Origin of the sequence: Dyella solisilvae (assembly GCF_003351225.1) — a bacterium.
Lineage (GTDB): Bacteria > Pseudomonadota > Gammaproteobacteria > Xanthomonadales > Rhodanobacteraceae > Dyella > Dyella solisilvae.
The window spans coordinates 47,034-70,664 of the sequence record NZ_QQSY01000001.1; the positions used below are offsets into that span (position 1 = coordinate 47,034).

Consider the following 23,631-nt stretch of genomic DNA (forward strand, 5'->3'; position numbering starts at 1 on the left):
CGGCCAGATCAGAAGTCACCGATGGCGTCGTCACCCAAGAGGGCACGCAGGCGTCCCAGCGCCTGCTTGTGCAGTTGCGACACGCGCCCCTTGGTCAGCTTGAGGTCCTCCGCGATCTGCACGAAGGGCACATGGTGGAAGTAGTGCATCACGATGACGCTCTGTTCCCGCGCGGTCAAACGCTCCACGCATAGCGTGACGGCGTCGGTCAATTGAGCGCGCTCGGCAGAAGCGTATGCGTCCGCCGTGGGCGTGGCGCCGGGGAATGAGCTGGCTTCGAGCAGAAAACCCAGGCCCAGCCCGACCGTCATGCTCGCGAAGGCGTCGAGCGGATCTTCCGGCTCGTCCTCGCCCAGCGATTGAACGCGTTCGCGCAGCGTGGCCGCGTGCTCGGACGGCCGACGACCGGCAACCAGGTCGTCCCGCATCACGCGCAGTCCGTTGAACACCGCACCCCGTACGCGATGACGTGCGTAGGCTTCGAAACTCACGCCGCGCCCAGGCTGGTAACGGTCGATCGCTTCCATCAAGCCGATCAGGGCATTCTGCGTGCAGTCCTCCCACGCTTCCCGCAGGCGGTACACCCGCATGTACACGCCGCGCGCCACCTGACGGGCCCAGGGCGAATACCTTGCCACCAGGGCATCGCGGGTTGAGGCATCGCGGTCACTTTGCCAGCGCCCCCAGAGACTGTCTTCGGTCGCGTCCAATGCGGCAACCACGGGCTCAGCCGTGATAACTGCTAAGCAACGCCTGCGCCAACAGCGACCATCCGTTGATCAACAGGAACAGGAGGATCTTCAGTGGAAGGCTGATGGTGGATGGCGGCAGCATGATCATGCCCAAGGCCATGAGTATCGCGGCCACGACGAGGTCGATAAGCAGGAACGGCAGGAAAATGACAAAGCCGATCTGGAACGCCGTGCGCAATTCGCTCAACATGAAGGCCGGAATCAACTGAAGGGCGTTGATCTCGTCGATCGACCTGGGCGCAGGAAGCTTTGCCATGCGGGCCACGGCAACCAGGTCTTCTTCGCGGGTCTGCCTGACCATGAACAGTTTGAACGGCTCGAACGCTTTGCCCACGGCCACGTCCGCCGCGATTTCATGCTTGACGTACGGATCGAGCCCCGCCTGCTTGGCGGCCTGGAACACGGGGCTCATGGTAAACAGGGTCAGAAACATACCCAGCGTCAACAACACGCTGTTGGGAGGCGTCTGCTGGAGCCCCAGTGCACTGCGTAGCAGCGACAGCACCACCACGATCCGGGTGAACGAGGTGAGCGCAATCACCATGAACGGGATGAGCGACAGCGCAGTTAGCAGGAGGAAGGAGCGCAGGATCGGGGAAAGATCCTCGCCTGCCGCGTGACTGAGGGCGTCCTGCAGCGGATCGGCCCAGACCATAGCCGGCACCGCCACAGAGACAAGGCCAAACAGTGCGATCAGGTACCGGCGTGTCGTCGTCCTCACGGCGCACCCTCCTGGTCCGGATCAGCATCACCGATTGGCGAAATGCTCGTAGCCGTATGGCGCACGCTTTCCACGATCAGGAACTCCCTGCCCTGATAGCTAAGCACGTGGGCCGTTGAATGGACGCTCAGGCGACGCGAGGCACGCAACTCCAACGGCGCCCTGCCCGCCTCGATACCGTTGACGCCGAGCTTGCCCAGCCAGCCGCGGCGGCGGGCGATCAGGACAAGAGCCACCAGCGCGACCATGACGAGCACCACGACCGACATCGACAAGGCAATGCTGCCCGCCGACACGACGGGAGCGGTCCGATAAGGAATGGCGGCGGACGAGGCGCCGGCCGGCAATGACAACAGCATCATGCGTGGACCAATGACGTCAGAGGATCTCGGTGATTTTCAGGCCGAAGTGCTCGCCCACGGCAAGCAGGTGGCCCCGGGCGACCGGCTTGCCGTCGAGCTGCACCGTCACTGGTGCGTCGAGCGGTGTATCAAGCGTGATCGACTCGCCCTTCTTCAGCGAAAACAGCCGCTCGACGCTCACCTGGGCATGGCCTAGATGGACGTCAAGCTGCACGTTCACATGGCCCAACATGGAAAGCTCGCGGCGAATGAGCGGTTCGCCCACGCCAGCATCCGGGGCCGCTTCATCCAGTTCAATGGGGGCGACAGCAATGTCGTTCATAAGGTTTACTCTTCCCTTGATGTGCCGTCGAAGGTGACGGCAAGTTGTTCTTCCCGCCGCTGCAGGAAGCCAGTAGCAACGGTGCCATGGGGGCCGACGCGAACTTGCACGGACTCATCAAGTCCGCGATCGCCGACGAGCACTTCGCCCACGCGCAGCCCGGCCAGTCCGGCAATGCTGATGGAGCCGAAGGCCATCACCGCATCGACCGTGGCGTAGGCCGAGCCAATGGCCGCCTGCCTGGAGACGAGTTTTGCGGGTGCGATCGTTGCCGCTGGCGCCAGGCGGTCGGCCAAACCGCGGTCCATCAGCATGCCCCAGGTTTCGCCGCCGACCTCGATGGTCAGCGCATAAGCGCCAAAACGCTCACTGGTCAGCGTCGCGTCGGCTGCCAATTCTGCAAGCGCGACCGGCTCGCGCGCACCGGCCCGCAGGAGCAGTCGATCCACCAGGTCCACGAACGATTCGTGCCCGATTCGCGCAGTCATTGCACTGTCGGCGCCCTCAGTGATATCGGCCAGCTGCTTTCCCCAGCGCTGTTCGCTCTGCTCCTCCATCACCAGGGCGAGCTTCCCGACGAGTCCCTGGCATCCACGCAGAACGTGGTCCACGCCGAAGATGGCATCCATGTCGGCAGGCTGAACGTCGATCTGCGCGGCCACATGGCGGATACACCAGTCCTGCGACCAATGCACAACCTCGCCAGCCACCAGTGCGCGCAACGCCGCGCGGCGCGACTCGCTCAACCAGCCATATCGAAGCTCCGCCATGGATCAGCCGCCCCGTGTCGAGTCGTACAGCTGCTGCAACATGTCGCCGGAAACCGTCATCACGCGTGAGCTGGCCTGGTAGCCACGCTGGATCACGATCATCTCTGCCAGCTCCTGTGTCAGGTCGACATTGGACATTTCCAGGCTACCCCCTTCGATGCCGCCCAGAATTCCGGTGGACGCGCGCCCGACCTGGGCGACCTGGTTCATCGGCGGTGTATACAGATTGCCCTGAATTTCCTGCAGCGAACTCTCGTCCGCGAACGAGGCAAGTGCCAGTTGCGGGCCGGCCTTTACTTCCGCATCGGCATAGGTCAGCTGAAGCACGCCGTTCTGGTCGAATGCGTAGGAACTGACGCCGATGACTCCATGACCATCCGTGACCTGAGCCGCGAGGCTGTCGGCGACGCCTGGCATCTGCGTCGCACCGCTCAGCCCGCCCGCCGTGCCGAAGTTGAAGGTCAGCTTCTGCTGCTGCCCACCCAAGGTCGGCGTGATGGTCACAGTGTTGTATCCGCTGACAGGCGTATATGCCGTGCTGCTGAAGCGGACTTCACCAGTCCCGATGGTGGCGCCCGTACTGTCCGTGACGGTCACGTTCCAACTACCGGCGGTGGCCGTCGAGTTGTTGGTGAGAGCTAGCGTCAACACGTGCGCGCTGCCCTGAGCATCGTAGACGGTGATGTTGCTCACGCTGCCGGTAGGATCGGTAGGGACGATATTTCCCGTAATGTTGATGGTCGAGCTGGCCTGGGCCGGCAAAGTCTTCAGGTCGGCGATGCTGATGTCACCAAAGCCGCCGCTGGTATCGTAGCCCTGCACGGCGTACTTATTGACCGAGTCGATCAGCGTGCCGCTACTGTCGAACTGGAACTGGCCCGAGCGCGTGTAATAGGTATGACCCTCGGAATCCTTTAGTATGAACAGGCCTTCGCCGTTGATGGCGACATCGGTGCTCGTATTGGTCTGCTCGATCTGGCCTTCGCTGAGGTTCTGACCCGTTCCGGCGACCTTGGTGCCATCGCCGCCCATCACGTTTTCGAGGAACGACTCGCTGCCGCGAAAACCTGGCGTATTCATGTTGCTGATGTTGTTGCTGATCGTGTCCAGGGTCTGGGAGAAACTAAACATCCCCGACACGCTGTTGTATAGCGATTGCATGATCGATGGCATGACCAGGTCTCCTTATGGCGTGACAAGCTGGATCTGGGACAGGCTGATATTGGTGAGCACATTGCTGCTCGATGTCGTCACCGTAAGCGACGCTCCGCTGGAGCCGTACTGGATACCAGTCACCTTTCCGGTGGTGGTCGAGCCATCCTGATTGGTCACCTGCACGCTATGACTTAGCAGGCCCAGCGACTGGTAGGACGAATTCAGCGAAAGAAGGTTGTTGATGCCCGTCACCTCCTCGCTCTGCTGCTCGATTCCGACGAATTGCGCAAGCTGCGTGAGGAACTGACTGTTGTCCAGTGGCTGCATCGGGTCCTGGAACTGAAGCTCACTGACGAACAGCTTGATGAAGTCCTGTTCGTTGACGCCCGAGTTGGGCATCGTGGAGGGATCGGTGGTGTTGAGCTGACTACCGATGGCATCGACGCTCATGTGCTCTCCCCTGTTTGGTTTTGGCTGGACGACCAGGCCGTGCGGCCGTTCAACACGATTCGTTGCAAAGTCACGCCCTGCCGGGCTGCGTCACGCAGCACCGCGGCAACGACGGCACCTGACTGCGCGTCGGGGAGCCGGAAATCCCTAACCCAGGCAACCGTGCTTCCGTCGGGCTCGCGCCCATAGCGCAGCAGGCGCTTGAGCCATTCGGCGGCGGAGCCGATCAACGCGGCGGCGTGGGGGCTCGCCTGCTCGGACTCTGCGGTGGATGACGCCCACACAATCTCCATCGGCGCCACAAGGGCATCGGACAGTGACTCGGCGGGCGAGCTCTCCTCCGCAGACATCGGCATCACCATGCCCCGCCCGGCTCCGTCATGAGTAGAGGGGACTTCCCGCGCCATCCCGAGGGAATCGGATGCCTGGCTCGCCGCCCCCGCCGGATCCACCAGGGCCAGCTCGGAGAGATAACGCCCCGCCAGTAGGTGCACCCCAAAGATACGCGCGTCGCGCGTGGCTTCGATGTCACCGACGGGCTGCACCACTGTCTCGCGCTGCAGGAGCTGCGCGGTCACCGATGCCTCGAGTGTCTGCGTCGATACCACGGGTGTCCGCGCCGAGACATCGGCCTGCATGTTTGGCCCCGTCGCCATCACGTCACCAGACGCTCCCTCGTGTCCTGAGGCCTGTCCAGACTTGACCTGCGGGGAGGCGTCCGAGTCACGAGAAACGACGTCCGCAAAATCGCTGCGTTGCTGCTGTGGTCGCTGTTGCACAGACACCGATGCGGATCGCGCGCCATCCATCGGATAGAGATCGTTCATGCGCGTTCCCTGCCTTGCAGCCAGAGTTCGATACCGTCTTCCATCCGCTTTTGATGGAGTTGCGCGGCAAGGTCCGATCGATACTGTGCCGCCTCTTCATTCGCGCGCTCCCAGCGATGCCTGGCGTGCAGGTGGGTCTCACCGCACGCCAGTCGCACGGCGTCGGCGGTCTCCCAAGCATCCGTGGCGAGGTCCACACGTTTCTCGCATGCTTCGTGCATGGTTCCGAGCAAGGCATAGCGCGCCATGTCCAAGCCGGCATCCGCATCGAGGCAGCGGCCGCGCTCACGCTCCACCGCGTTGCGCACGTCCATCGCCTGCCCCCGCGCCTCCTCACACTGCTTCACCACGGCCGCGGCGTGCGCCAGCGAGGCAGCGGCCTGCTGCTCCCTGACCCGGGTAATGCGCGCCAGTGCTTGGCGAAACCGAAGCTTGCGATCGGTCATGGGCTGTCTCCTGCCGCCAGCAGGCGACGCAGCAGCTCAATGCTCTCGCGTCGGCTGGAGCGCTGACCGGGTGACTGCCCGAGGACGCCAGCAATCCGGGGATGCATGCGCAAGGCCTCATCCAGCGCCGCGTTTGCGCCCGCCTGATATGCGCCCATATCCACCAGGTCGCGGGACGATTCATACGTCGACACGATGGACCGGATGCGTTGGATCAATTCGAACTCGTCGCGGGTGGTGACTTTCGAGACGAGGCGACTCACGCTGGACATCAGGTCAATGGCCGGCAATTGACCGCGTGCGGCGAGCTCGCGTGACAGGACGATGTGGCCATCCAGGATGGCACGCATGTGGTCGGCCACCGGCTCGTTCATGTCGTCGCCCTCGACCAGGACGCTGTAGATCGCGGAGATGGATCCGCCCGCGCGCACTCGTCCGCCACGTTCCAGGATCTGGGGAAGCAGATTGAACACGGACGGCGGGTAACCGCGCGATGTCGGCGGCTCGCCCGCAGCCAGGCCAACCTCGCGCTGTGCCATGGCGAAGCGCGTGATCGAATCGACAATCAGAAGGACGTTCAGGCCGAGGTCGCGGAAATACTCCGCGATGGCATGCGACGCATGCACGGCGTGCGTCCGGACCAGCGCCGGCTCGTCTGCCGTGGCCACCACCATCACGGCGCGCGCCCGACCTTCATCACCAAGCGACTCGTGCAGAAAATCACCCACTTCGCGTCCGCGTTCTCCGATCAGGGCCACCACGACCACGTCGGCGTCCACGTGGCGCGTCATCATGCCGAGCAAGGTACTCTTGCCCACACCGCTGCCGGCGAACACCCCGACTCGCTGCCCGCGGGCCAGCGGAAGCACCGCGTCAATAGCCCTCACGCCGGTCTCCATCGCCTGGTCCAGTGGCGCGCGGAGCAACGGGTTGATGGGTGCGCGGACCACATCGCGCGTTTCTTCGCTGACAATGGGTGCGCCACCGTCAATCGGACGTCCGAAGGCATCGATGACTCGTCCCACCAACCCACGTCCCACCGGAACTTCCAGCGAGCGGCTCAGTGCCGTGATGCGCGCGCCCGCCGCTATACCGCGGAGGTGCCCGAATGGCATCAACAGAGCGTGGCCATCCCGGAAGCCCACCACTTCGGCGCGCACGGCTTGACCCTCGCTATCGCACTGAATGTCGCAGAGTTCGCCGATCTTCGCGTCCGGCCCATCGGCCTCCACCACCAGCCCGTTGAAGCCGAGCAGGCGGCCAAGATTGACCGACATGGGCTGGCGCGACAGCTCCTGTGCAAGGCGGTCCATGGCCATTGCAGCGCTCATGCGGTGGAACCTTCCATGGCGGCGCGCATGGCCCGGTAGATGCCATCCATGCGCATCGCAACCGAACTTTCCACCTCTCCGCGCGCAGTGCGCACGCGACATTCGCCGGCGCCAAGCGCAGAAGCCACAATTACTTCCACGCCATCGAGATGATCCGGCAGGCTTTCGCGATCAGCTGATGATACTTCGATGACCAATGCCTTGCCGCGATATTCCGCTACGAGTCCGCTGATGATCCGCGCGAGCAGCTCCCGGTCGCCGCCCAACTCGCCGAATGCGCATTGCCAGCCCGCCCATGCCAGCTCAAAGGACAGCGGCTCAATCATTTCCAGGTGGTGCTTGAGGCCCAGTTCCAACGCGTCGGCCATGGACGCGAGGCGGGCGCGCTCCCGTTGCAGCTGCTCTTCGGCTTCGGAGAGACGGGACTGCGCGGCATCCTCCCATTCGCGCATGCGCTGCGCAGCCATCCGAGCGGAGTCAGACTCGCCCGCCTTGAAGCCTTCCTCGTACCCGCTGGGATAGGCATCGGCCACGTCCGACTGAGCGGATTCGTTCTCACCCTTGGCGGCTTGTGTGGCGACAACGGCAGGCCCCACGCGGCGCGGCGCCGGATGGGTGGGATGGTCTTTGGCGAGGCGGCGTATCACGGCACTTCACCTGGTTCACCGCCCGTCTCTGCGAGTCGCCGCGACAACGCACGCGCCAGCGCCACCGGCATCAGCGACGGTAGTCGTTCCAGTTCGCGCTTCACGTGCATGGCGCGCAACGGATCGCAGGACGCAAGATAGACGTCGACATGATCTATGGCCGCGGCGGCAAGGGTGCGCGCCGCCCAGGCGGCCGGAACCTCGTTCAGCGCCCGCACCAGTTGATCTGGTGGCGGCACTTCGACCAGAGGCGTATCGGCACGCACACTGGACAGTGCCGTTTGCAATACGTTCGGATCCAGCGCTGAAAGTCGGCGAACCTCGCGGACCAGCATCGCCAGTACCCGGCGCTGACGATGCGGCAGGTGCGACAGCATCCAGCGGCGATCGCGCGAATGCATGGCCGCCAGGCTCAGCGCAGCCTTGCGTGCACCGGCCGGATTCATCGGCGGACCTCCGCTGTCTCGATCCACTGCTTGAGCCGCGCCAACGCTTCTTCGCGCTCCGGAGCGCTAAGGCGACGCGGCTGCCGCTGCTGGACGACCAGCAAGCCGCCGGCCAGAATCAGGATCATCAGGACCGCGCCAACACCGACGGCCCATTCGACTGCGAATGGCTGCAAGCGTGCGGCCGGCGTCGGGGTGACCGTGGCCACTGCTCCCGCGCGGCTCGTTGCCGTATCCGGCGTCGGGCTGTGAGGCACGGACGGCTGCGGCGGCGCGATGGCGGCGATATCCACCTTGTCACCCCGTGCCGGATCCAGGCCAAGCCCGGCTGCCACGACGTCCGATAGACGATTGATCTGCTCAGCCGGCAACGATGCCGGGATCACGATGCCCACCGAAATACGTTCGATGCGACCGACCTGGCGCTCCACTTCTTCCTGTTCGCGGCCATGCGCGTATTCAACGTCCCGGTCGCTGCTGGCCGGCGAGGTCTTCACATGGTCCGGATCCGTCTCGTCGCTGCCGCGACTCGATGAATTCGTGCGCTCGTGCACAAGCAGGCCGTTGCCGTCCTTGCCCTGTCCCACGAGGCGCTCACTCACCTGCTTGACGTGGTCGTAGTTCATGCGAACGTCTACGGACACGGTAAAATCGTCGGTCAACAGGACACGATGCAACAACGCGCCGATGCGGCTGCGAAGGTCTGCCTCAAGCCTGGCTTGCTGGTCCAGCCGTCCGCCGGCTCCTTCTGCACCCGGGCCATCGGCCGAATATCCGGACAAGGTCGCGCCCTTGTCGTCGAGCACCACCACTGCCTCTGGCGTCAATCCGTCCACGGCCGAAGCGACGAGGCGCTGTATTCCGGCCACCTGCCGCGCATCGAGGCGTTTCTGTGGGCGCAAGCTGATCGTCACCGATGCCTTCGAGGCGTCCTTGTCGCGTTCGAACAGGTCCGTGCGATGAATGGTCAGATGAACGCGTGCGGCCGCGACTTCATCCAGCGAATCGATCGTGCGCTCCAGCTCGCCCTGCAAGGCGCGCTGGAAATTCACCTTCTGGGCGAACTCGGTGACGCCATAGTCGGAATCCTTGAACAGTTCGAACCCGACGCTGCCACCCTTTGGCACGCCCTGCGAGACCAGCTTCATGCGGGTGTCGTAGACCTGTTCGGCGGGCACCATGATGGCCTTGCCATCGTCCGCAAGGCGATAAGGCACTTGCATCTGGGCGAGCGTGGCCGTTATTTCCGCGGCATCTGCCTCGCGCAGGTCGCGAAACAGCAAACCATATGGCGGATGCGCGACCCACCACCCGACGGCCGCCGTGATGCAGGCGATCGCGCACAGCCCGACAATGAACATCAGGCGGGTGCGTTGCGACATGGAAGCGAAGAACTGCCTCATTGCTACTCCAGAAACAGGCGGTCGATGGATGCGCCGCGGCGCACCCGCTAATCCTTGCTTACAGCTGCATGTTGGTCAGGTTCTGATACGCATCGAGCAGGCGATTGCGCACTTCGACCGCGAACTGCAGTTTCAGGTGGGCGTGCTCCATGGCAATCATCACGTCGTGCACGGGAATCCCGTCGCCTGCTGCCAGCGAGCGTGCCGCCGCATCGGCACCGTTCAGGCTCTCGTTGAGCTCCTGCACTTCGCTACCAAGCACCTTCATGAATGCCGGCGATTCGGTGGCATGGATGGGACTGGCGTGTTCGGGGGCATCGATGCGGCCGATGGAAATGGGTTCGATGGCCGCGATGCTCATGAGCCACCGCCCACGTCCAGCGCGTGCAGCTCCATGGCTCGCAACGTGTTGAAGGCTCGTACGTTGGCCTCATAGGCGCGCCCCGCGTCGACAAGGGTACTCATTTCCTGCACCAGATCGACCTTGGGGTAACTCACCATGCCGCTTGCGTCGGCGAGCGGATCGGAGGGATCGTGCACCTTGCGCTCGGCCGCATCTTCCGCCACCAGGGTCGGGGCATCGCCCGCTCCCCGGTGGCTCAGGCCGGCCATGGCATCGAAACTCATGGCCCGTCCGGAAACGGCGTGCAGCAGTTGAGCCCCGTGGCCGGTCGTGCTGGCCGTGTTGGCAACGGCGATGTTGTGGCTTGCCGCCTCCAGGCGAAGGCGTTCATATTGCAGGCCAAAGCGCGTTGCGTTGAAGATCGCATCCACTACCATGTCAGTTCCTCCCGGCCAGGGCCAGCTGCATCAGGGCGAATCGTCGTGACATCACTGTCGTGAGCGACTGGAAGTCCAGGCCCGCTGTTTCCAACTCCGCCACTTCGCTGTCCAGGCTCACCGTGGTACCGGAAGCCGAGCCCACCTCGGATTCGTCAACGTGCACCGATGCCCCATGCGCGGCCGCAAGACGCTCGGCGGATGTGGTCGGATCCATCGCCGCCTGATGGAGCAGGCCCACGGCCTGGCCAAAATCCAGGCGTCGCGCGCGGTATCCGTCGACGTCCGCGTTGGCGACGTTGGTACTGGCCACCTCGGCACGCATGCGCGCCATGTGGATGCCCAGGCGAATGGCTTCTGTGGTCAGGTCCATGGCTACCTCACTGGATGATCAGTTCGCCGCGCAAGGCGCCGGCGGTCTTGATGGATTGCAGGACGGTGATGACGTCTCGCGTGGAAAGGTGAATTGCCCGCAATGCTGCGATGAGATCCGCCACGGTGGCTCCATTGGGAATGGACACCAGCTTCGCCTCCGGGTCCTGCACCTTGACGTTGGCCTGCGGCACCACCGCCGTGGCGATGTTGCGCGACGGATCGACGTACACGCCTTCGGGTTGGGACACCAGGTAATCGGTCTGGACCACGATACGCAGATCACCCTGCGATACCGTGACGCTGCCCAGGCGCACATCGCCGCCGGACACCACGGTTCCGGTCCGCTCGTTGACTACCACGCGCGCGATCTGGTCCGGTACCACCGGCACGTTCTCGATGGTGGAGATCGCGCGCACAACATCGCCGGGTGGTGCACTGAATGTCACACGTACCTTGCCAGCGTGTTCCGCAATGGCGTTGACCCCGGCATTGCGGCGCAACGATTCGGCTACCCGCTCGGCGGTAGTGAAGTCTGGTTGGTACAGCAGCACGTCCAGGGTGCGGCCGTCTTCGCCGAGGCCGACCGGGGCGGCGCGCTCCACGGATGCACCGTCGGGCACACGGCCGACCGTCGGGTGGTTCTTCGTCTCGGAACTGCCGAAGGCGCGCACGTCGTATCCACCCACCGACAACGGTCCTTGCGCCAATGCGTAGAGTTTGCCATCCGGACCGTTCAGCGGCGTCAGCAGCAAGGTGCCACCGGTCAGGCTGCGGGCATCACCCAGCGACGACACGGACACGTCGAGCTTCTGGCCGGGTTCCGCGAACGGCGGCAGGTTGGCGGTGACCATCACGGCTGCCACGTTGCGGCTGTTCAGATCGTCGGCGCTGATGTTCACGCCGAAGTGGCTCAAGGTGTTGGCGACCGACTGCACAGTCAGGCGGTTCTTGGTGGTGTCGCCGGTACCCGCCAGGCCGATCACCAGTCCGTAACCCGCCAGTGCGTTGTCTCGCACACCCTGCACGCGTGCGATTTCCTTCAGGCGGACGCTATCCCCCGCGGCCCAGGCGTGTGCGCAGGCCAGCGAGAGCAAGAGAAAAACGAAGCTACGTACTTTCATATCAGATGCAGCCACCGCGCAATGCGATAAAGGATGCTTCGGCGCTGGGACTCCGATACGTCGCCGTCGCCGGTGTACTGGATGTTCGCCTCGCTGATCCGGTTCGACAGGATGGTGTTGCCCGTGGAGATGTCCTCAGAGCGCACCAACCCGGTGAGTGAAAACTGCTGCTTCTCGCCATTGATGACGACGGTCTGGCCGCCCTGGATTCGGAGCATGCCATCGCCCTCGATGGCCACCACCCTCACCGCAAGCTGCGCCTGGAGGCTGCCGGCCCGGGATGTCTTGCCCTGCCCGGCATCTTCGCCGGCCATTCCGATCCCGTAGTTGCGGATGTTTCCGTGATTCTGCGTGTTCGCACTCAACTGGACGCCACTTTGTGCATCCGTATTGGCGCTTGCCGTCGCACGTGCGGTCTCGGTGACCACGACCGTGAGCGTGTCGCCGACCTGGTGGGCGCGGTGATCTGCCGCCAGTCCGCGGTAGGTGTCCGGATCGATCATCGAGCCGGGCACCGATTGCGCATGAGCCAGTGCGGCGCAGAGACTGCCGATGGCCAGTGCCGTAGTGAGGTAGTGTTTACTGGACAACTTCAACCGCTCCCTTGTCGATGACGCGAGCCGCCACGGGCGTTTCCGCGCCGTCCACCATGACGGGGATGACATCCCCCGGTGCCCCCTGCTTGCTGGCCACGCCATGGGTCCTCAGCCGGACGGCGCCCACGGTCGCGATGACTTCCACTCGCTGCTGACGATCCACGTCGGGAACGCGCTCGAAATCCGCCACCATTGCCGGCGCGTCGGCAAGCACCGAGCGGCGCAGGCGCACGCCCTGCAGCTGGGCCGGATCGGTTACCGGCGCTCCCTGCATGCCTGCGACATCCAGTTCTCGGCTCACCCAGTGGAGCTGGCCAGCAGGTACACCCGGCGACGCATCCTGCGCATACGTCAGAACGGGTTGGCGAACCTCCAGTGCGAACCACACGGTTGCCGTGCGAACGACCTGTTCGTCGACACGGATGTCCACCGCCACGCCTACCCTCGACCTCGGCCACCGCCCAGTCAGCCGGTGTGCCTTCAGGGTTACTGCTTGGCCCGGGACGTCGATATCTTCGGGCGATCCGATCACCGACACGCTCGCGTGTGCGCCGTCGGCACCAAGGTGTGCATCGAGCTCATGCCGCGCCGCTGCCACCACGTCAGCCGCAGCGACGTGCCGGCGCGCTGCCGGCGCTGCCGGCGTTGCGGGCGAGACGTGGCAGGCAAGGCACAGCATGGCGGCGATGAGCAGACGGCGCATGAATTACTGTCGCAGGTTGTTGATCGTGTCGAGAATCTGGTCCGACGCCTGCAGCACGCGCGCATTGAGCTGGTACGCGCGCTGCGCCACAACCAGCGTGGCCATCTCCGAGACCATGTCGACGTTGGAACCTTCGAGTGACCCCTGAAGGATCATGCCGGCGCCGTTTTCGTTCGGCTTGACGATGCTCGGGTCGCCCGAGGCCTGCGTGGCGGAGTAGTTGTTGCCACCCACGGACTGCAGGCCGACCGCGGAAGGAAACGTCGCCAGCTCCAGCGAGCCGAGTACGGTCGTCTGGGTATCCGTGCCGACCGTTGCGGAGATCTGTCCGCCTTGGCTGATCTGGATATTGGTGGCATCCGGCGGAATCTGGACCTCTTGCGCAAGGCGGTTGCCGGCGGCCGTGACGAGGTAACCCTCGCTGTCCACATGAAGCTGTCCGTCGCGCGTGTACAGATGGTTGCCGTTGCCGTCCACCACCTCGAGGAAGCCATCGCCTTGGATGCCGATGTCCCAAGTGTTGTTGGTCTGGATCATCTGCCCCTGCGAAAATAGCGCGCGCGTGGCGATAATTTCCGAGCCGGCTCCGCTGCGCTCGGGCGCTAGCCCGGCCTGCACCTGCCCCGGCGAGATCACCGCAACATCACCGAACGCGACGCGCTGGCTCTTGAAGCCGGGCGTCTGCATGTTCGACACGTTGTTGGACAGGGTGTCGATCTGGGTTTGCTGGCTCTTGAGGCCGGCGGTGGCTGTAAAGAGTGCGTCGATCATGGTCCGTCCTCAGTTGCTGTCGCCAAGGTGATTGATCCCGGCCTGCATGGCCTGGTCGTACGCCAGAATGGCGCGCTGCACCGACTGCGCGTGGCGCGTTAGCTCCATCAGTCGCACCATTTCGTTGCTCGGATCGACGTTGGATTGCTCGATCGCGCCTTGATGAATGCTGCCTTGCCACTCGACCGGCGTGCCGGCATACGTGTAGAGGCCATTGCCCATTTCGCGCAGCCCGTCCGCCGAGCCGATGGCGACCACGCGCAGGCTGTCGACGGCGTCATTGCCGTCGGTGATGCGTCCTCCCGCGTCAATGTGGACCTTTTCCTGGCTCAGGGTGATCCGGCCGGACTGGCCAAGCACAGGGTGTCCTGCCGCATCGACCAGCTGCTGGTCGGCGTCGAGGTGGAACATGCCGTTGCGCGTCAGCATCTCCTTGCCGTTGACTTCGACAACGAAGAAGCCCGCCCCCTGGACGGCAAGGTCCAGCGGGCCACCCGTTCGGTCGAGCTGGCCATCGGCCAGATCCAGCGAGGGCGTGTCTGTCAGTACACCCTTGCGGAAGTCGGCTTTCAGGCGTTCCGCGCGATAACCGGCGGTACGCATGTTGGCGACGTTCTGGCTGACTACATCCAGCGCTGCGACGTCGTCGCTCAAGTAGCGTGCGATGCCCGAAACGATCTGGCTCATAAATTCCTCATGCGGCGACTGCCGTGGCTGGTGCAACGGTGCCGAAGGCTTTCACCGCCATGGTGGAAGGCACTTCGTTGATACCAAGGACTGTGACGTGCGGCAGGCTTCGCTGGATCAGCGCGCGCAGGTGTCGGCGTATGACGCTCGGGCACAGCACCACCGGAAGGAGGCTGCGCGCCATCATTGCCTCGGCCTGCTTGGCGATGCCGCCGAGCAGCGCATCCAGCTGCCCGAGCTCACCCACCAGCAAGCCACCGCCATCGCGCTGACGGATGGCGCTCACCATCGCGCGCTCCAGCTCGGGTGCAAGCGTCAGTACATGCAGTTCGCCCTGGGGATTGCTCACCCGCTGGCAAATCACCGGCCCGAGGCGCTCGCGCACGCGCTCGACCAAATCGTCCGTTTGCTTCTGGGTGCGCCCCGCATCCACCAGCACCTCGAGAATGGCCTCGACATGCCGGATGCTGACCTGCTCCTTGAGCAGTTGCTGCAGCACCCGCTGGATGTCGGTGTAGGACATGACACCGGGGACGAGCTCGTCCACCAACGAGGGCTGCTGGTCGCGCACCCGCGCCACCAGGCGCTCGGTTTCCGCCCGTGTGAGCAGATCCGGCGCGTGGCGCTTGACCATCTCACCAAGGTGCGTGATCAGCACCGTTTCTGGGTCGACCAGCGTGTAGCCGGCACCGCGTGCGAACTGGCGCTGGTCGTTACTGATCCATTGCGCCTGAAGGCCGTACGCAGGGTCGCGTGTCTCCCTGCCCTCCAGCGCGGGTCGCTTGCCACCGGGATTGATGGCCAGTAGCGAATCGAAATACAGGTCGCCGCGCCCGACCTTTGTGCCCTGTACATACAGCTCGTAGCTGTTCTCGGGAAGCGTCGCCTCCTGGGTGGTCTTGACCTTAGGCAGTACGAAACCGCCATCCAACGCGAACTGTTTGCGAAATGCCGCTATGCGGTCGCCGAGCTCGAGGCCCTTGGCCTTGTAGGACGCGGCGATGGCGCTGCCAACATGGATCTCCATGGCCTCCACGGACAGCAGCTTGTAAATGTCCGTCTCGGCGGCCGGCTTGTCCGTCTCCGGCTCGGCCTGCTCGGGTTCCGCAACGTTCGGGCGCGACCGGCTGGCGAAGTAAGTCAGTGCGCCGACCCCCACCAGGACCAGCAGCACGGGCCAGGCTGGCAGGCCGGGCAGGAACAGCAGGCCCGCCAACGCGAGCGACACGATGAGCAGGGTTCGTGAATTGGAGAGCACCTGGCGCGCGATCTCGGTGCCCAACTTATCGTCGGATGCCGCGCGCGTGATGATGATGCCGGTCGCAACCGCGATCACCAGCGACGGAATCTGGGTAACAATGCCGTCGCCAACGGTCAGCAGCGTGTAACGGTGAGCCGCTTCGTTCCACGGCAGGCCACGCTGCACCATGCCGACCGTCAGGCCGCCGATGATGTCGATAAGGATGATCATGATGCCAGCGATGGCATCACCCTTCACGAACTTGGTCGCGCCATCCATCGCACCGTAGAAGCTGGCTTCCCTTTCCACCTGGGCGCGACGACGCTTGGCCTCGTGCTCATCGATCAGGCCCATGTTCATGTCGGCGTCGATGCTCATCTGCTTGCCGGGCATGCTGTCGAGGGTGAAGCGGGCAGCGACTTCGGCCACGCGTTGGGCACCACTGGTAACCACTACGTACTGGACGATCACCAGGATCAAGAACACCACCAGGCCGATGACGTAGTTGCCACCTACGACGTACGAGCCGATGGCATTGATCACCCGACCCGCATTGCCCTTGTCCAGTATGAGGCGTGTCGCGGATATGTTGAGCGCAAGGCGGAACAGCGTCGTGATGAGCAGTAATGACGGAAACGTGGAGAAGCTCAGTGGTGTGTCGGTGAAGAAGGTGATCAGCAGCACGAGCAATGCACTGGTGAAGTTGAGCACGAGCAGGAAATCGAGCAGCCCCCCCGGGATCGGCGTGAAAAGAATGACCAGGATCATGATCATCCCGAGCACCAGGATCACGTCCCGCTTGCCGCTCCACAACTGTCCGAACAGGCCGTTCATGAGAAAATCCTGTTGCCGGGCCGCTTCATCAGCCAGCGGTAGACGGGGGCCAGTTGCTGGTACAGGTGTGCGGGCACTGCCTGGTCGATACGGCACTCCCGGAAGAGTGCGCGCGCCAGCTCGGGAGAGCGCAGGCATGGCACGCCGGCCCGGCCCGCCACTTCGCGCATGCGGGCGGCCGCGGCATCGGCACCCTTGGACAGCACCACCGGGGACAGCATGGTTCGGGGTCGATAACGCAGCGCTATCGCTAGATGCGTCGGGTTGGTGAGTACGATGTCCGCCTCGGGCACGCGCCGGATCGAGCGTGAGTGCTTCAGCAGTTCAGTCATCAGGCGCTTGCGCTTGTGCCGGATCTCGGGGTCGCCTTCGCGGCGCTTGCCCTCGTCCTTCAGGTCGCGTCGACTCATGCGCAGCTTGCGGATGTACTCGCGTCGGCTGAACCACATGTCGAGCAGCGCCACCAGCAGCAAGAGCGCCAGCACCCACGTGGTGACCTGCGCATAGATGCCATGCAACACCTGCCCCACGCTCGATGGCGCGGCAAACGCCACTGCCTGCGTACGTTGCGTGATGCTCCGCGCCATCATCCAGGCAAGCGTCGCCAGCAAGGCGATCTTGAGGGTCAGCTTGAACAAATCCCACAACACGCGCAGCGAGAAGATGCGCTTGACGCCCTGTGCAGGGTTCAGGCGACTGAAGTCCATCTTCAGCGGATCGGTGCTGAAGGTCGGGCCCGTCTGCGCGAGATTCCCCGCCACGGCAGCTACCACGACGGCGATCAGCGCAGGAACCAGGGCCTGCCAGGTAGGGTCGAACGTCCGCTGCAACCAAGCGAACAGTCCCGCGGATGGGGCGGGAGCGTTGCCCGCCATCAGCAAGGTGCGCCTGACGCCATTTGCCAGGGCAGCAGCCACGCCGTAACCCGTGGCGCCCATGGTGACGCTGAACGCGATCAACACCAGCACACCGGTCAGATCGGGGCTTCGCGGCACCTGCCCGCGGTCACGCGCCTCCTGGAGACGGTGCGCGGTCGGTTGTTCGGTCTTGTCCTGCTGGTCGTCTGCCACGATCAGCGCCCTCCCCATACGGGCAACGCTTCGAACGCGTTCGCATACAGGCGCTCGATCAACGGAGGCGCGAATCGCAGCGACCCCGCCAGCAGGACGAAGGTCGCCGCCACCTTCAGTGGCAGCGCCACGAAATAAACGTTGGCCTGGGGCATCGAGCGGCTGGCATAGGCCACCGCGAGATCGATGGCAAAGAGCCCGAGTATCACAGGGGCGGAAACCATCAGGCCGAGAAGGAACTGCGAGGAAAGCAGGGTGACGAAGGTCGACGGCTCCATAAGCATTCGTCCATCGCCCAGTGGCACCAGATTGATGGAGGCAACCAGGCCCCGCAACAGCACCAGGTGCATGCCCGACATGAAGAACACCATGCTGCCGGCCCATTGCACCACGGTGCCGGCCAGCGCTTCGGTCAGGTGGGTGGCAGGGTTGAACAAGCTGGCCGCAGCCACGCCTGACTGCATGTCCACCACGCGGGCGGAAAAGCCCAGCGCCGCCGCCGGCAGTACCACGGCCAATCCAAAAGCGAGCCCAAACACGCTCTCGCCGGCCATGGACAACAGCAAGGACGCTGGCGCGTCCAAGCCTGGAAGCGGCGTTGGCGATGCAACCGTCCCAACGGCGAGCAGGCTGATTGCCAATAGCACGACCACCCGCACCGAGGGCGGCACCCACGCGAACGGAGCGAGCACGGACACCATCAGCAGGGGCGCAAAGCGCGCCATTGCCAATAGAAATGCCCCGATGTGCCATTCCATCGCGTTCACTTCGTTTACATCCCTGCGACGAGTCCGAACAAGCGTTTGGAGAACTCAACGACGATCGCCATCATCCAGGCACCCATCATCAGGAATACCACCACCACCGCGATGAGCTTGGGGATGAACGTCAGGGTCATTTCCTGAATCTGTGTCACGACCTGCAACACCGAGATAGCTACGCCAATGACCAGCGTCGCCAGCAGCACGGGTGCGGACACCTTTGCCGCGGTCAGCAAGGTCTCCGCGAGCAAGTGCATGGCGGTATCGCTATCCATGAACCTCAGCCCCGCGGTCGGACCAGATCACGCACCCGGAAGATGAAGTCCTCCGGCAACGCGACACCCCCTTCGCGGGCGTCGCGCAGGATGCCCCGCACTGCCTCGCTGGCCTGCTCGACGTGCCCGTCGTCGAGCAGGAGAACGCTTTCGGCGTAACGCGCCGAGAACCCATGTGGTGCAAGACGCCGGGCGCGCTTGATCGCCTCCTGCGCCTCCGGCCGCTCGCCGCGCAAGGCGTGCACCAGTGCGAAGCCTCCGTGCGTTTCGCCGAAGGTCCGGTCCAGTTCGAAAGCACGGTCAAAGCTGTAATGCGCGCCGGCGAGGTCGCCCTCCAGCAACTGGCACCACGCTAGCGCGTGCCAGGTGCCGATGTGCCGCGGCATGTCCTTTCCGGCGCGGTCGAGTTGAGCGCGGGCGGCCGGCACGTCGCCCAGCAACATGAGGCTTTCGCCCAGCCCCAGCAGGGCGCGCCCCGAATGAGGGTGGTCGGCCAGTATGCGGCGAAACAACTGGCAGGAGAATTCAGCATTCTTCTCCCAGAGCGTCAGCGTTCCAAGTGTCAGTAGCGCCTCATGCTGCGACGAATCCGCCGCCAAGGCGAGATCCGCCTCGGCACGAGACTGCGCGGTGTCGTTCATGTCCAGCAAAAGGAGCGAACGAAGCCCGCGTACTTCGGCCAGTCGCGAAGGCTCGTCGGCCCCCTCCAGCGCGCGCAGCGCCTCTTCGTATCGTCCCTGCTGATGGAGCACTCGTGCATACAGCAAGGCAACGGCTGCTCCTCCGCTTTGCACGACTGGCTCGAGCGTACGCAACGCCTCTTCGATTTCGCCCTGTGCGGCCCAGGCAAACGCCACGTCGTGGCGAATGGCGACCTCGGCCTCGGGTAGCTGCCCCACTAACGGAAGCAGGGTCGCAATGCAGTGCTCGAAGTCGCCAGTCATCAGCGCGTAGCGCGCCGCTCTCCACTGGACGGGGGCGCTTTGGCGAAGCGGCTCAGGCAGCGCGTCAAGGACGCCTGCCGCTTCGGCCAGCTGGCCTTCGGCTAAAAGCGAGTCGATGAAGTCGCAACACAACGGAAGGTTGTGTGGATCTCTGCGGTAGAAAGTTCGCAGCTTCGCGACGTGGCTCATGGCGAGCCCCCTGCAATCCGCTGCAACGGGAAGGTGCGAACAGCACCCTTGCCACACCCGGCACCCGTGCGTGCAATGACGATATCCACTACGCACTGCTCCTTGCGCACGAACATCCAGTCCGTGCCCCCTGTACTACTCCTAGAGCCTTTCGAGTCCGTCGCCCCTACGACGAACAGAGAGCCCCATATTTCAAGCGGGCTCCGGCTCTCTTCACAAAAAGCCTACGAGCCGCTTGCGAAGACTGTCAACAAGAATCTAACACGTAACTTCTTGCGCCAAGTGCGTTTTTGTGATGAACAACTCGGTTGCGCGACCTGCGTTGTGCAGCTGCAAGACATGGCCATTTCATGATGACTGCGCGGACCTGCTATAGACTTCACCCCTCTCCGAGCACGCACGGAAGCCCATGTCGACCGATCGAATAACTCGCTCCTCGCCACTGCTCAAGGCCGCGCGTGCAGCAGCTCGCTCGCGTTCGGAATCCGCCGATTCGACTGGAAAATCTCCGCCAGCGACATCGATTGAACGCGCACGTGCCCCCATGGAGGTGCTTCGCACGCGCCTTCGCGCCCTTTTCAAGGGCGTTGATTCCGGTGACGCGCAAGCCATCGAGGAAAGACGCACTCCCGTGCTCCAGGAAATCCTGCTGTGGGAGTTCGGTGACGACTTTCGACAGGACGCCCAGTTCGCCCCAATGGTCGACGCTCTCGATAAAATGCTCGACGCCAACGAGGGTTTTCGCGAGCACTTCAGTCTATTGGTGAGAAAGCTGACGCAGAAATAGTCGCGACCTTCATACCTATTGCAGGAAATTCGAAGCCCTGCCCCCGCTCCGATGATGCTTGGCAATTCGCGCCAACAGATCGGCGAAATCCGCAGCAAAGCCCTTCACATCGAAAAGACCCGAGACGTCGCACTGCAAGGCGAGCTTCTGCTTCAAGGCGTCACGCCATTCGCGAACGTTGCCGTACCGGATAGCAAACGCGACGAATTCATCGTCGCTGCCCACGTTCAACTCCGGCATTCCCAAGTGATGATTCAGACTGCCGGCGACGCGGCTCGCGAACGTGTTCCCCGGCCGCGTGAGGACCGGGCAGCCTCCCCACAGTGCATCGGAAGCCGTCGTGTGGGCGTTGTAGCCCTCGGTATCAAGGAACAGGTCCGCATGCCGGTAGAGTCCCAAGTACTGGGAGTGCGGCAATTTGGGGGTGAACACCAGCCGCGCCGGATCGATATCCGCGCCCCGTGCCATCTCCCGCAGCCTCAGTGATGACTTGCCCGGCCCTTCCAGCATCCAAAGCACACTGCCGGGCACGCCCTTGAGTGCCTTGAACATGCGATCCAGGCTGCGTCGCCCCAATTTGAACGTACCGTTGAAGCACGCAAACACAACGGCGTCCACCGGCAAGCCGTAGTCTTGTCGAGACTGCGGCACAGGCACGATACGCGTCGGGTCGTTGCTTTGATAGCAGCGAGACAGGTACGCCGGCTGCTCCGAGAAATACGCGGCCAGCGATGGCGGCAACACGAAGCGATCGGCGATCACATAGTCGATGTAGCGGGCGCCAGTGGTGCCGGGATATCCCAGCCAGGCGATCTGAACGGGCGCCGGACGATACGCGTAAACCATCGGCCAGCATGCACGGCTGTAGCCATCGAGGTCCACCAGCAGCTCAATCTGCTCGGCGCGAATGCGCTGTGCAAGCGTTTGGGGCGTCAATTTCGACACTTGATGGAAACGATATGCGGCGGCCATCAGTCGCTCACGCGCCTTGCTGACCGGTTCCGCGCCCGTGGAGAAAAGGTGCGCTTCAACCGGGGAGTTTCGCAACTGCTCGAACAACGCCGAGGTGAGGATGGCTGTAGGGTGCTGCCCGAACCCAGCCGAAACGAAACCGATTCGAAGTCGGCCCGAGGAGGGGCGGTGAGAGCTGCGCTCCCAATGAACGGTTTTTTTTCGGGCATCCTCGTGCAATCGCTCCGCCTGGCGAGTGGCGCAGGCCAGCTGGAGCGAAGCACTGGCATCCTCGCTTAGCAGATCAATGGGAGATACTAGTGCGATGCCAGCCGCTACGCGGCTCTTGAGCTGCTCACTAAGGCCATCAAGCCCATCCCAGTCGCAGACGTGACGTTTGTTGATGACCAGTTGATAGCGGCTGCCTTCGTCCTCTGGATTTAGATCTAGTGCTCGCGCGAACGCCTCGCACGCCTCATCCAGCAGGAGGCAATGCCCAAGGCTAACACCGAGTTGACGGTGAGTGACTGCCTGCTCAGGCGCCAGTGTAGTAGCCCGGCGATAAGCTTCGATGGCCTCAGCGTGCAGCCCTTTGGCGGCCAGTGCCTCTCCAAGTAACTGCCAGCCAGTCCATTGATGAGCATCTGCAAATACCAAGCTTCGTGCGCGGGCCGCTGCCTCATCGAACTGCCCCATACGAATTTCGCATCGCCCAAGATTGGCCTGCGCCCCGACTGCAGAGAGATCGATGGCGGCGAGCTTAAAAAAATGAATGGCGGCAGCGAAGTCTCCCTTCGCGAAGTGTCGGGCCCCCGCCCTGTTGAGCTCCTCGACCGACGCTTCGTCGCCTTGAGACAATCTCGAAACGGAAGCGCGACGCTCAATACCTGACACGGCATCGCCCACGGCCCGCAAATCATCATTTCCGTCGTCTAAGTCCAAACTGTTCTCGCTCATTGCCATTGCCGTCAACTCGATGTCTGTCTATCGAATGCCGGCGCCGCAGATACGGCGCCGAATTTCACCCGCTCCGCCTACCATATCCCCGTGAGACGGAAATAGTTTAGTCGGCCGTCCCCAAATGGCTTAGTGAACGGCGACCTCGATCCGTATCGCGACGAACCGGGCTATAGCAATATGGACATTCAGAAACGACTCCAACGGGCGAACGCGCCAACCGCCACAGAAGAGGGCTCGGCGAAGGTGATCCCCTCCGATAACGGATTCGGCACCCCGGCCCTCCCCCTCCTGTAATTCAAATGGCCGCGCGCCCTAGCGGCGATCTGGCGTCAGAAGGGCTTAGCCCAGAGCGTCCTCGCCCTTGGCCACTAACCTGAATTCCCCTTGCATAGCCTCAACAGTGAGACGACGTCCCGTGCAGACGCGCGCAGAGGACGAGGCCGAGCGCCCGCAGGTGCGCCAGAGTGGCTAAGTGAACGATGCGCCTGGGCCCCAAGAGCTGGAATAGACTCAGGTCATGGCAGCTCGTCGGGCCGGGCCATTCCGATGCAAAACCGATGCTCGTGACACCGGGCTGGCCTGAACAGGCCTCGCGAGCCATGTGCCCGCACCAGCGCAAACGCCCGCCGGACATACAAAAGCGGCACCCGCTCACCCTCGATAACGCGCCCTAATCACTCCTCCATACCACTGACACCGGTCAGTTGCCGCGACTGCAGTGTCTGCACGCGAGGCGATGACAGCCGCTCGACGCATTGCGTAACCTCATGGCTCCTCCCATTCAGATCGCCAGGCGAGGAAACGATCGCTAATCGTGAATTGATTTCGTTTGACAACCGGGCCTCGGACGAGGATCGTTAGCGTCAACGCTACAGCTGGTGTCCTCTGGGACAGCGTTATCTGCCATGCACGTGGTTCCGCCCGGTGCGGAGGTAAGAGAATCCAGACTACGAAG

28 protein-coding genes are annotated in these 23,631 nt (G+C 63.5%); 1 reads left to right on the forward strand and 27 read right to left on the reverse strand.

The features are described from left to right. Positions 1-8: 8 nt before the first annotated feature. The 26 genes from DVT68_RS00115 to DVT68_RS00240 all read right to left on the reverse strand — a co-directional run bounded on the left by DVT68_RS00115 (position 9) and on the right by DVT68_RS00240 (position 19,978). Complete coding sequence (locus DVT68_RS00115) at positions 9-710, reverse strand: sigma-70 family RNA polymerase sigma factor (RefSeq protein ID WP_158543421.1); 702 nt, start codon at positions 708-710, stop codon at positions 9-11. A 16-nt stretch (positions 711-726) separates the two neighbouring features. Beyond that, positions 727-1,473 carry a flagellar type III secretion system pore protein FliP gene (gene fliP, locus DVT68_RS00120; RefSeq protein WP_233523298.1) on the reverse strand — a complete coding sequence of 249 codons (747 nt, stop codon included), beginning with the start codon at positions 1,471-1,473 and terminating at the stop codon, positions 727-729. Next, entirely contained in the window at positions 1,470-1,835 is a 366-nt protein-coding gene (locus tag DVT68_RS00125; RefSeq protein WP_114823052.1) for a hypothetical protein, read from the reverse strand. Before DVT68_RS00125 ends, fliP begins: the two co-directional genes overlap by 4 nt. Positions 1,836-1,851: 16 nt before the next feature. Beyond that, positions 1,852-2,157 carry a FliM/FliN family flagellar motor C-terminal domain-containing protein gene (locus tag DVT68_RS00130; RefSeq protein ID WP_114823053.1) on the reverse strand — a complete coding sequence of 102 codons (306 nt, stop codon included), beginning with the start codon at positions 2,155-2,157 and terminating at the stop codon, positions 1,852-1,854. 5 nt (positions 2,158-2,162) lie between these two features. After that, complete coding sequence (locus tag DVT68_RS00135; RefSeq protein WP_114823054.1) at positions 2,163-2,927, reverse strand: hypothetical protein; 765 nt, start codon at positions 2,925-2,927, stop codon at positions 2,163-2,165. 3 nt (positions 2,928-2,930) lie between these two features. Then, entirely contained in the window at positions 2,931-4,100 is a 1,170-nt protein-coding gene (locus tag DVT68_RS00140; protein WP_233523299.1) for a flagellar hook-basal body complex protein, read from the reverse strand. A gap of 12 nt (positions 4,101-4,112) precedes the next feature. Further along, positions 4,113-4,532: a flagellar hook assembly protein FlgD gene (locus tag DVT68_RS00145; RefSeq protein ID WP_114823055.1), complete on the reverse strand. Its 420-nt coding sequence runs from the start codon at positions 4,530-4,532 to the stop codon at positions 4,113-4,115. Beyond that, entirely contained in the window at positions 4,529-5,359 is an 831-nt protein-coding gene (locus DVT68_RS00150; RefSeq protein WP_114823056.1) for a hypothetical protein, read from the reverse strand. The genes DVT68_RS00145 and DVT68_RS00150 overlap by 4 nt, the downstream gene beginning before the upstream one ends. Further along, positions 5,356-5,805, reverse strand: a complete 450-nt coding sequence (locus DVT68_RS00155) for a hypothetical protein (protein WP_114823057.1) — start codon at positions 5,803-5,805, stop codon at positions 5,356-5,358. The genes DVT68_RS00150 and DVT68_RS00155 overlap by 4 nt, the downstream gene beginning before the upstream one ends. Next, positions 5,802-7,124: a FliI/YscN family ATPase gene (locus DVT68_RS00160; protein ID WP_233523300.1), complete on the reverse strand. Its 1,323-nt coding sequence runs from the start codon at positions 7,122-7,124 to the stop codon at positions 5,802-5,804. Before DVT68_RS00160 ends, DVT68_RS00155 begins: the two co-directional genes overlap by 4 nt. Before the next feature lie 8 nt (positions 7,125-7,132). Next, positions 7,133-7,669, reverse strand: a complete 537-nt coding sequence (locus tag DVT68_RS00165) for a FliH/SctL family protein (RefSeq protein WP_147281642.1) — start codon at positions 7,667-7,669, stop codon at positions 7,133-7,135. A gap of 110 nt (positions 7,670-7,779) precedes the next feature. Continuing rightward, positions 7,780-8,229, reverse strand: a complete 450-nt coding sequence (locus DVT68_RS00170; protein ID WP_114823059.1) for a hypothetical protein — start codon at positions 8,227-8,229, stop codon at positions 7,780-7,782. Next, entirely contained in the window at positions 8,226-9,632 is a 1,407-nt protein-coding gene (gene fliF, locus DVT68_RS00175; protein ID WP_114823060.1) for a flagellar basal-body MS-ring/collar protein FliF, read from the reverse strand. Before fliF ends, DVT68_RS00170 begins: the two co-directional genes overlap by 4 nt. A 58-nt stretch (positions 9,633-9,690) precedes the next feature. Continuing rightward, the gene (gene fliE, locus DVT68_RS00180; protein WP_114823061.1) at positions 9,691-9,993 is read right to left on the reverse strand and encodes a flagellar hook-basal body complex protein FliE; all 303 of its coding nucleotides are present in this window, start codon (positions 9,991-9,993) and stop codon (positions 9,691-9,693) included. Next, positions 9,990-10,412 (reverse strand): flagellar basal body rod protein FlgC, encoded by a 423-nt coding sequence (locus tag DVT68_RS00185; RefSeq protein WP_114823062.1) that lies wholly within the window; start codon positions 10,410-10,412, stop codon positions 9,990-9,992. Before DVT68_RS00185 ends, fliE begins: the two co-directional genes overlap by 4 nt. 1 nt (position 10,413) lies before the next feature. Beyond that, positions 10,414-10,785, reverse strand: a complete 372-nt coding sequence (locus DVT68_RS00190) for a flagellar basal body rod protein FlgB (protein ID WP_114823063.1) — start codon at positions 10,783-10,785, stop codon at positions 10,414-10,416. 7 nt (positions 10,786-10,792) lie between these two features. Then, positions 10,793-11,908 (reverse strand): flagellar basal body P-ring protein FlgI, encoded by a 1,116-nt coding sequence (locus DVT68_RS00195; protein WP_114823064.1) that lies wholly within the window; start codon positions 11,906-11,908, stop codon positions 10,793-10,795. Continuing rightward, positions 11,905-12,498, reverse strand: coding sequence for a flagellar basal body L-ring protein FlgH (locus DVT68_RS00200; protein WP_158543422.1), 594 nt, complete (start codon positions 12,496-12,498; stop codon positions 11,905-11,907). The genes DVT68_RS00195 and DVT68_RS00200 overlap by 4 nt, the downstream gene beginning before the upstream one ends. Beyond that, a complete protein-coding gene (flgA, locus tag DVT68_RS00205) occupies positions 12,488-13,207 on the reverse strand; it encodes a flagellar basal body P-ring formation chaperone FlgA (RefSeq protein WP_114823066.1) in 720 nt (239 codons plus the stop codon). The genes DVT68_RS00200 and flgA overlap by 11 nt, the downstream gene beginning before the upstream one ends. Positions 13,208-13,210: 3 nt before the next feature. Beyond that, entirely contained in the window at positions 13,211-13,978 is a 768-nt protein-coding gene (locus DVT68_RS00210; protein WP_114823067.1) for a flagellar hook-basal body protein, read from the reverse strand. A gap of 9 nt (positions 13,979-13,987) precedes the next feature. Next, positions 13,988-14,665 carry a flagellar hook-basal body protein gene (locus DVT68_RS00215; RefSeq protein WP_114823068.1) on the reverse strand — a complete coding sequence of 226 codons (678 nt, stop codon included), beginning with the start codon at positions 14,663-14,665 and terminating at the stop codon, positions 13,988-13,990. 7 nt (positions 14,666-14,672) lie between these two features. Continuing rightward, positions 14,673-16,739 (reverse strand): flagellar biosynthesis protein FlhA, encoded by a 2,067-nt coding sequence (locus DVT68_RS00220; protein ID WP_114823069.1) that lies wholly within the window; start codon positions 16,737-16,739, stop codon positions 14,673-14,675. After that, positions 16,736-17,809, reverse strand: a complete 1,074-nt coding sequence (locus tag DVT68_RS00225) for an EscU/YscU/HrcU family type III secretion system export apparatus switch protein (protein ID WP_158543423.1) — start codon at positions 17,807-17,809, stop codon at positions 16,736-16,738. Before DVT68_RS00225 ends, DVT68_RS00220 begins: the two co-directional genes overlap by 4 nt. Before the next feature lie 2 nt (positions 17,810-17,811). Continuing rightward, a complete protein-coding gene (locus tag DVT68_RS00230) occupies positions 17,812-18,567 on the reverse strand; it encodes a flagellar biosynthetic protein FliR (RefSeq protein WP_114823071.1) in 756 nt (251 codons plus the stop codon). 14 nt (positions 18,568-18,581) lie between these two features. Continuing rightward, the gene (locus DVT68_RS00235) at positions 18,582-18,845 is read right to left on the reverse strand and encodes a flagellar biosynthetic protein FliQ (protein ID WP_114823072.1); all 264 of its coding nucleotides are present in this window, start codon (positions 18,843-18,845) and stop codon (positions 18,582-18,584) included. Positions 18,846-18,850: 5 nt separating this feature from the next. After that, positions 18,851-19,978 (reverse strand): tetratricopeptide repeat protein, encoded by a 1,128-nt coding sequence (locus DVT68_RS00240; RefSeq protein WP_114823073.1) that lies wholly within the window; start codon positions 19,976-19,978, stop codon positions 18,851-18,853. A gap of 409 nt (positions 19,979-20,387) precedes the next feature. Between DVT68_RS00240 and DVT68_RS20225 the strand changes: the two genes are divergently transcribed. Next, positions 20,388-20,765 carry a hypothetical protein gene (locus DVT68_RS20225; RefSeq protein ID WP_147281643.1) on the forward strand — a complete coding sequence of 126 codons (378 nt, stop codon included), beginning with the start codon at positions 20,388-20,390 and terminating at the stop codon, positions 20,763-20,765. 15 nt (positions 20,766-20,780) lie between these two features. Here the strand turns inward: DVT68_RS20225 and DVT68_RS00250 are convergent, their stop codons facing one another. Further along, positions 20,781-22,673: an O-linked N-acetylglucosamine transferase, SPINDLY family protein gene (locus DVT68_RS00250; protein WP_158543424.1), complete on the reverse strand. Its 1,893-nt coding sequence runs from the start codon at positions 22,671-22,673 to the stop codon at positions 20,781-20,783. Positions 22,674-23,631 lie beyond the last annotated feature (958 nt).

Bases quoted from the DNA above. Each gene is read 5' to 3' on its own strand.
- DVT68_RS00125 (WP_114823052.1), bottom strand. From the start codon at position 1,835: ATGATGCTGTTGTCATTGCCGGCCGGCGCCTCGTCCGCCGCCATTCCT.
- DVT68_RS00130 (WP_114823053.1), bottom strand. From the start codon at position 2,157: ATGAACGACATTGCTGTCGCCCCCATTGAACTGGATGAAGCGGCCCCG.
- DVT68_RS00135 (WP_114823054.1), bottom strand. From the start codon at position 2,927: ATGGCGGAGCTTCGATATGGCTGGTTGAGCGAGTCGCGCCGCGCGGCG.
- DVT68_RS00140 (WP_233523299.1), bottom strand. From the start codon at position 4,100: ATGCCATCGATCATGCAATCGCTATACAACAGCGTGTCGGGGATGTTT.
- DVT68_RS00145 (WP_114823055.1), bottom strand. From the start codon at position 4,532: ATGAGCGTCGATGCCATCGGTAGTCAGCTCAACACCACCGATCCCTCC.
- DVT68_RS00150 (WP_114823056.1), bottom strand. From the start codon at position 5,359: ATGAACGATCTCTATCCGATGGATGGCGCGCGATCCGCATCGGTGTCT.
- DVT68_RS00155 (WP_114823057.1), bottom strand. From the start codon at position 5,805: ATGACCGATCGCAAGCTTCGGTTTCGCCAAGCACTGGCGCGCATTACC.
- DVT68_RS00160 (WP_233523300.1), bottom strand. From the start codon at position 7,124: ATGGCCATGGACCGCCTTGCACAGGAGCTGTCGCGCCAGCCCATGTCG.
- DVT68_RS00170 (WP_114823059.1), bottom strand. From the start codon at position 8,229: ATGAATCCGGCCGGTGCACGCAAGGCTGCGCTGAGCCTGGCGGCCATG.
- fliF (WP_114823060.1), bottom strand. From the start codon at position 9,632: ATGAGGCAGTTCTTCGCTTCCATGTCGCAACGCACCCGCCTGATGTTC.
- fliE (WP_114823061.1), bottom strand. From the start codon at position 9,993: ATGAGCATCGCGGCCATCGAACCCATTTCCATCGGCCGCATCGATGCC.
- DVT68_RS00185 (WP_114823062.1), bottom strand. From the start codon at position 10,412: ATGGTAGTGGATGCGATCTTCAACGCAACGCGCTTTGGCCTGCAATAT.
- DVT68_RS00190 (WP_114823063.1), bottom strand. From the start codon at position 10,785: ATGGACCTGACCACAGAAGCCATTCGCCTGGGCATCCACATGGCGCGC.
- DVT68_RS00195 (WP_114823064.1), bottom strand. From the start codon at position 11,908: ATGAAAGTACGTAGCTTCGTTTTTCTCTTGCTCTCGCTGGCCTGCGCA.
- flgA (WP_114823066.1), bottom strand. From the start codon at position 13,207: ATGCGCCGTCTGCTCATCGCCGCCATGCTGTGCCTTGCCTGCCACGTC.
- DVT68_RS00210 (WP_114823067.1), bottom strand. From the start codon at position 13,978: ATGATCGACGCACTCTTTACAGCCACCGCCGGCCTCAAGAGCCAGCAA.
- DVT68_RS00215 (WP_114823068.1), bottom strand. From the start codon at position 14,665: ATGAGCCAGATCGTTTCGGGCATCGCACGCTACTTGAGCGACGACGTC.
- DVT68_RS00220 (WP_114823069.1), bottom strand. From the start codon at position 16,739: ATGAACGGCCTGTTCGGACAGTTGTGGAGCGGCAAGCGGGACGTGATC.
- DVT68_RS00230 (WP_114823071.1), bottom strand. From the start codon at position 18,567: ATGGAATGGCACATCGGGGCATTTCTATTGGCAATGGCGCGCTTTGCG.
- DVT68_RS00235 (WP_114823072.1), bottom strand. From the start codon at position 18,845: ATGGATAGCGATACCGCCATGCACTTGCTCGCGGAGACCTTGCTGACC.
- DVT68_RS00240 (WP_114823073.1), bottom strand. From the start codon at position 19,978: ATGAGCCACGTCGCGAAGCTGCGAACTTTCTACCGCAGAGATCCACAC.
- DVT68_RS20225 (WP_147281643.1), top strand. From the start codon at position 20,388: ATGTCGACCGATCGAATAACTCGCTCCTCGCCACTGCTCAAGGCCGCG.
- DVT68_RS00250 (WP_158543424.1), bottom strand. From the start codon at position 22,673: ATGAGCGAGAACAGTTTGGACTTAGACGACGGAAATGATGATTTGCGG.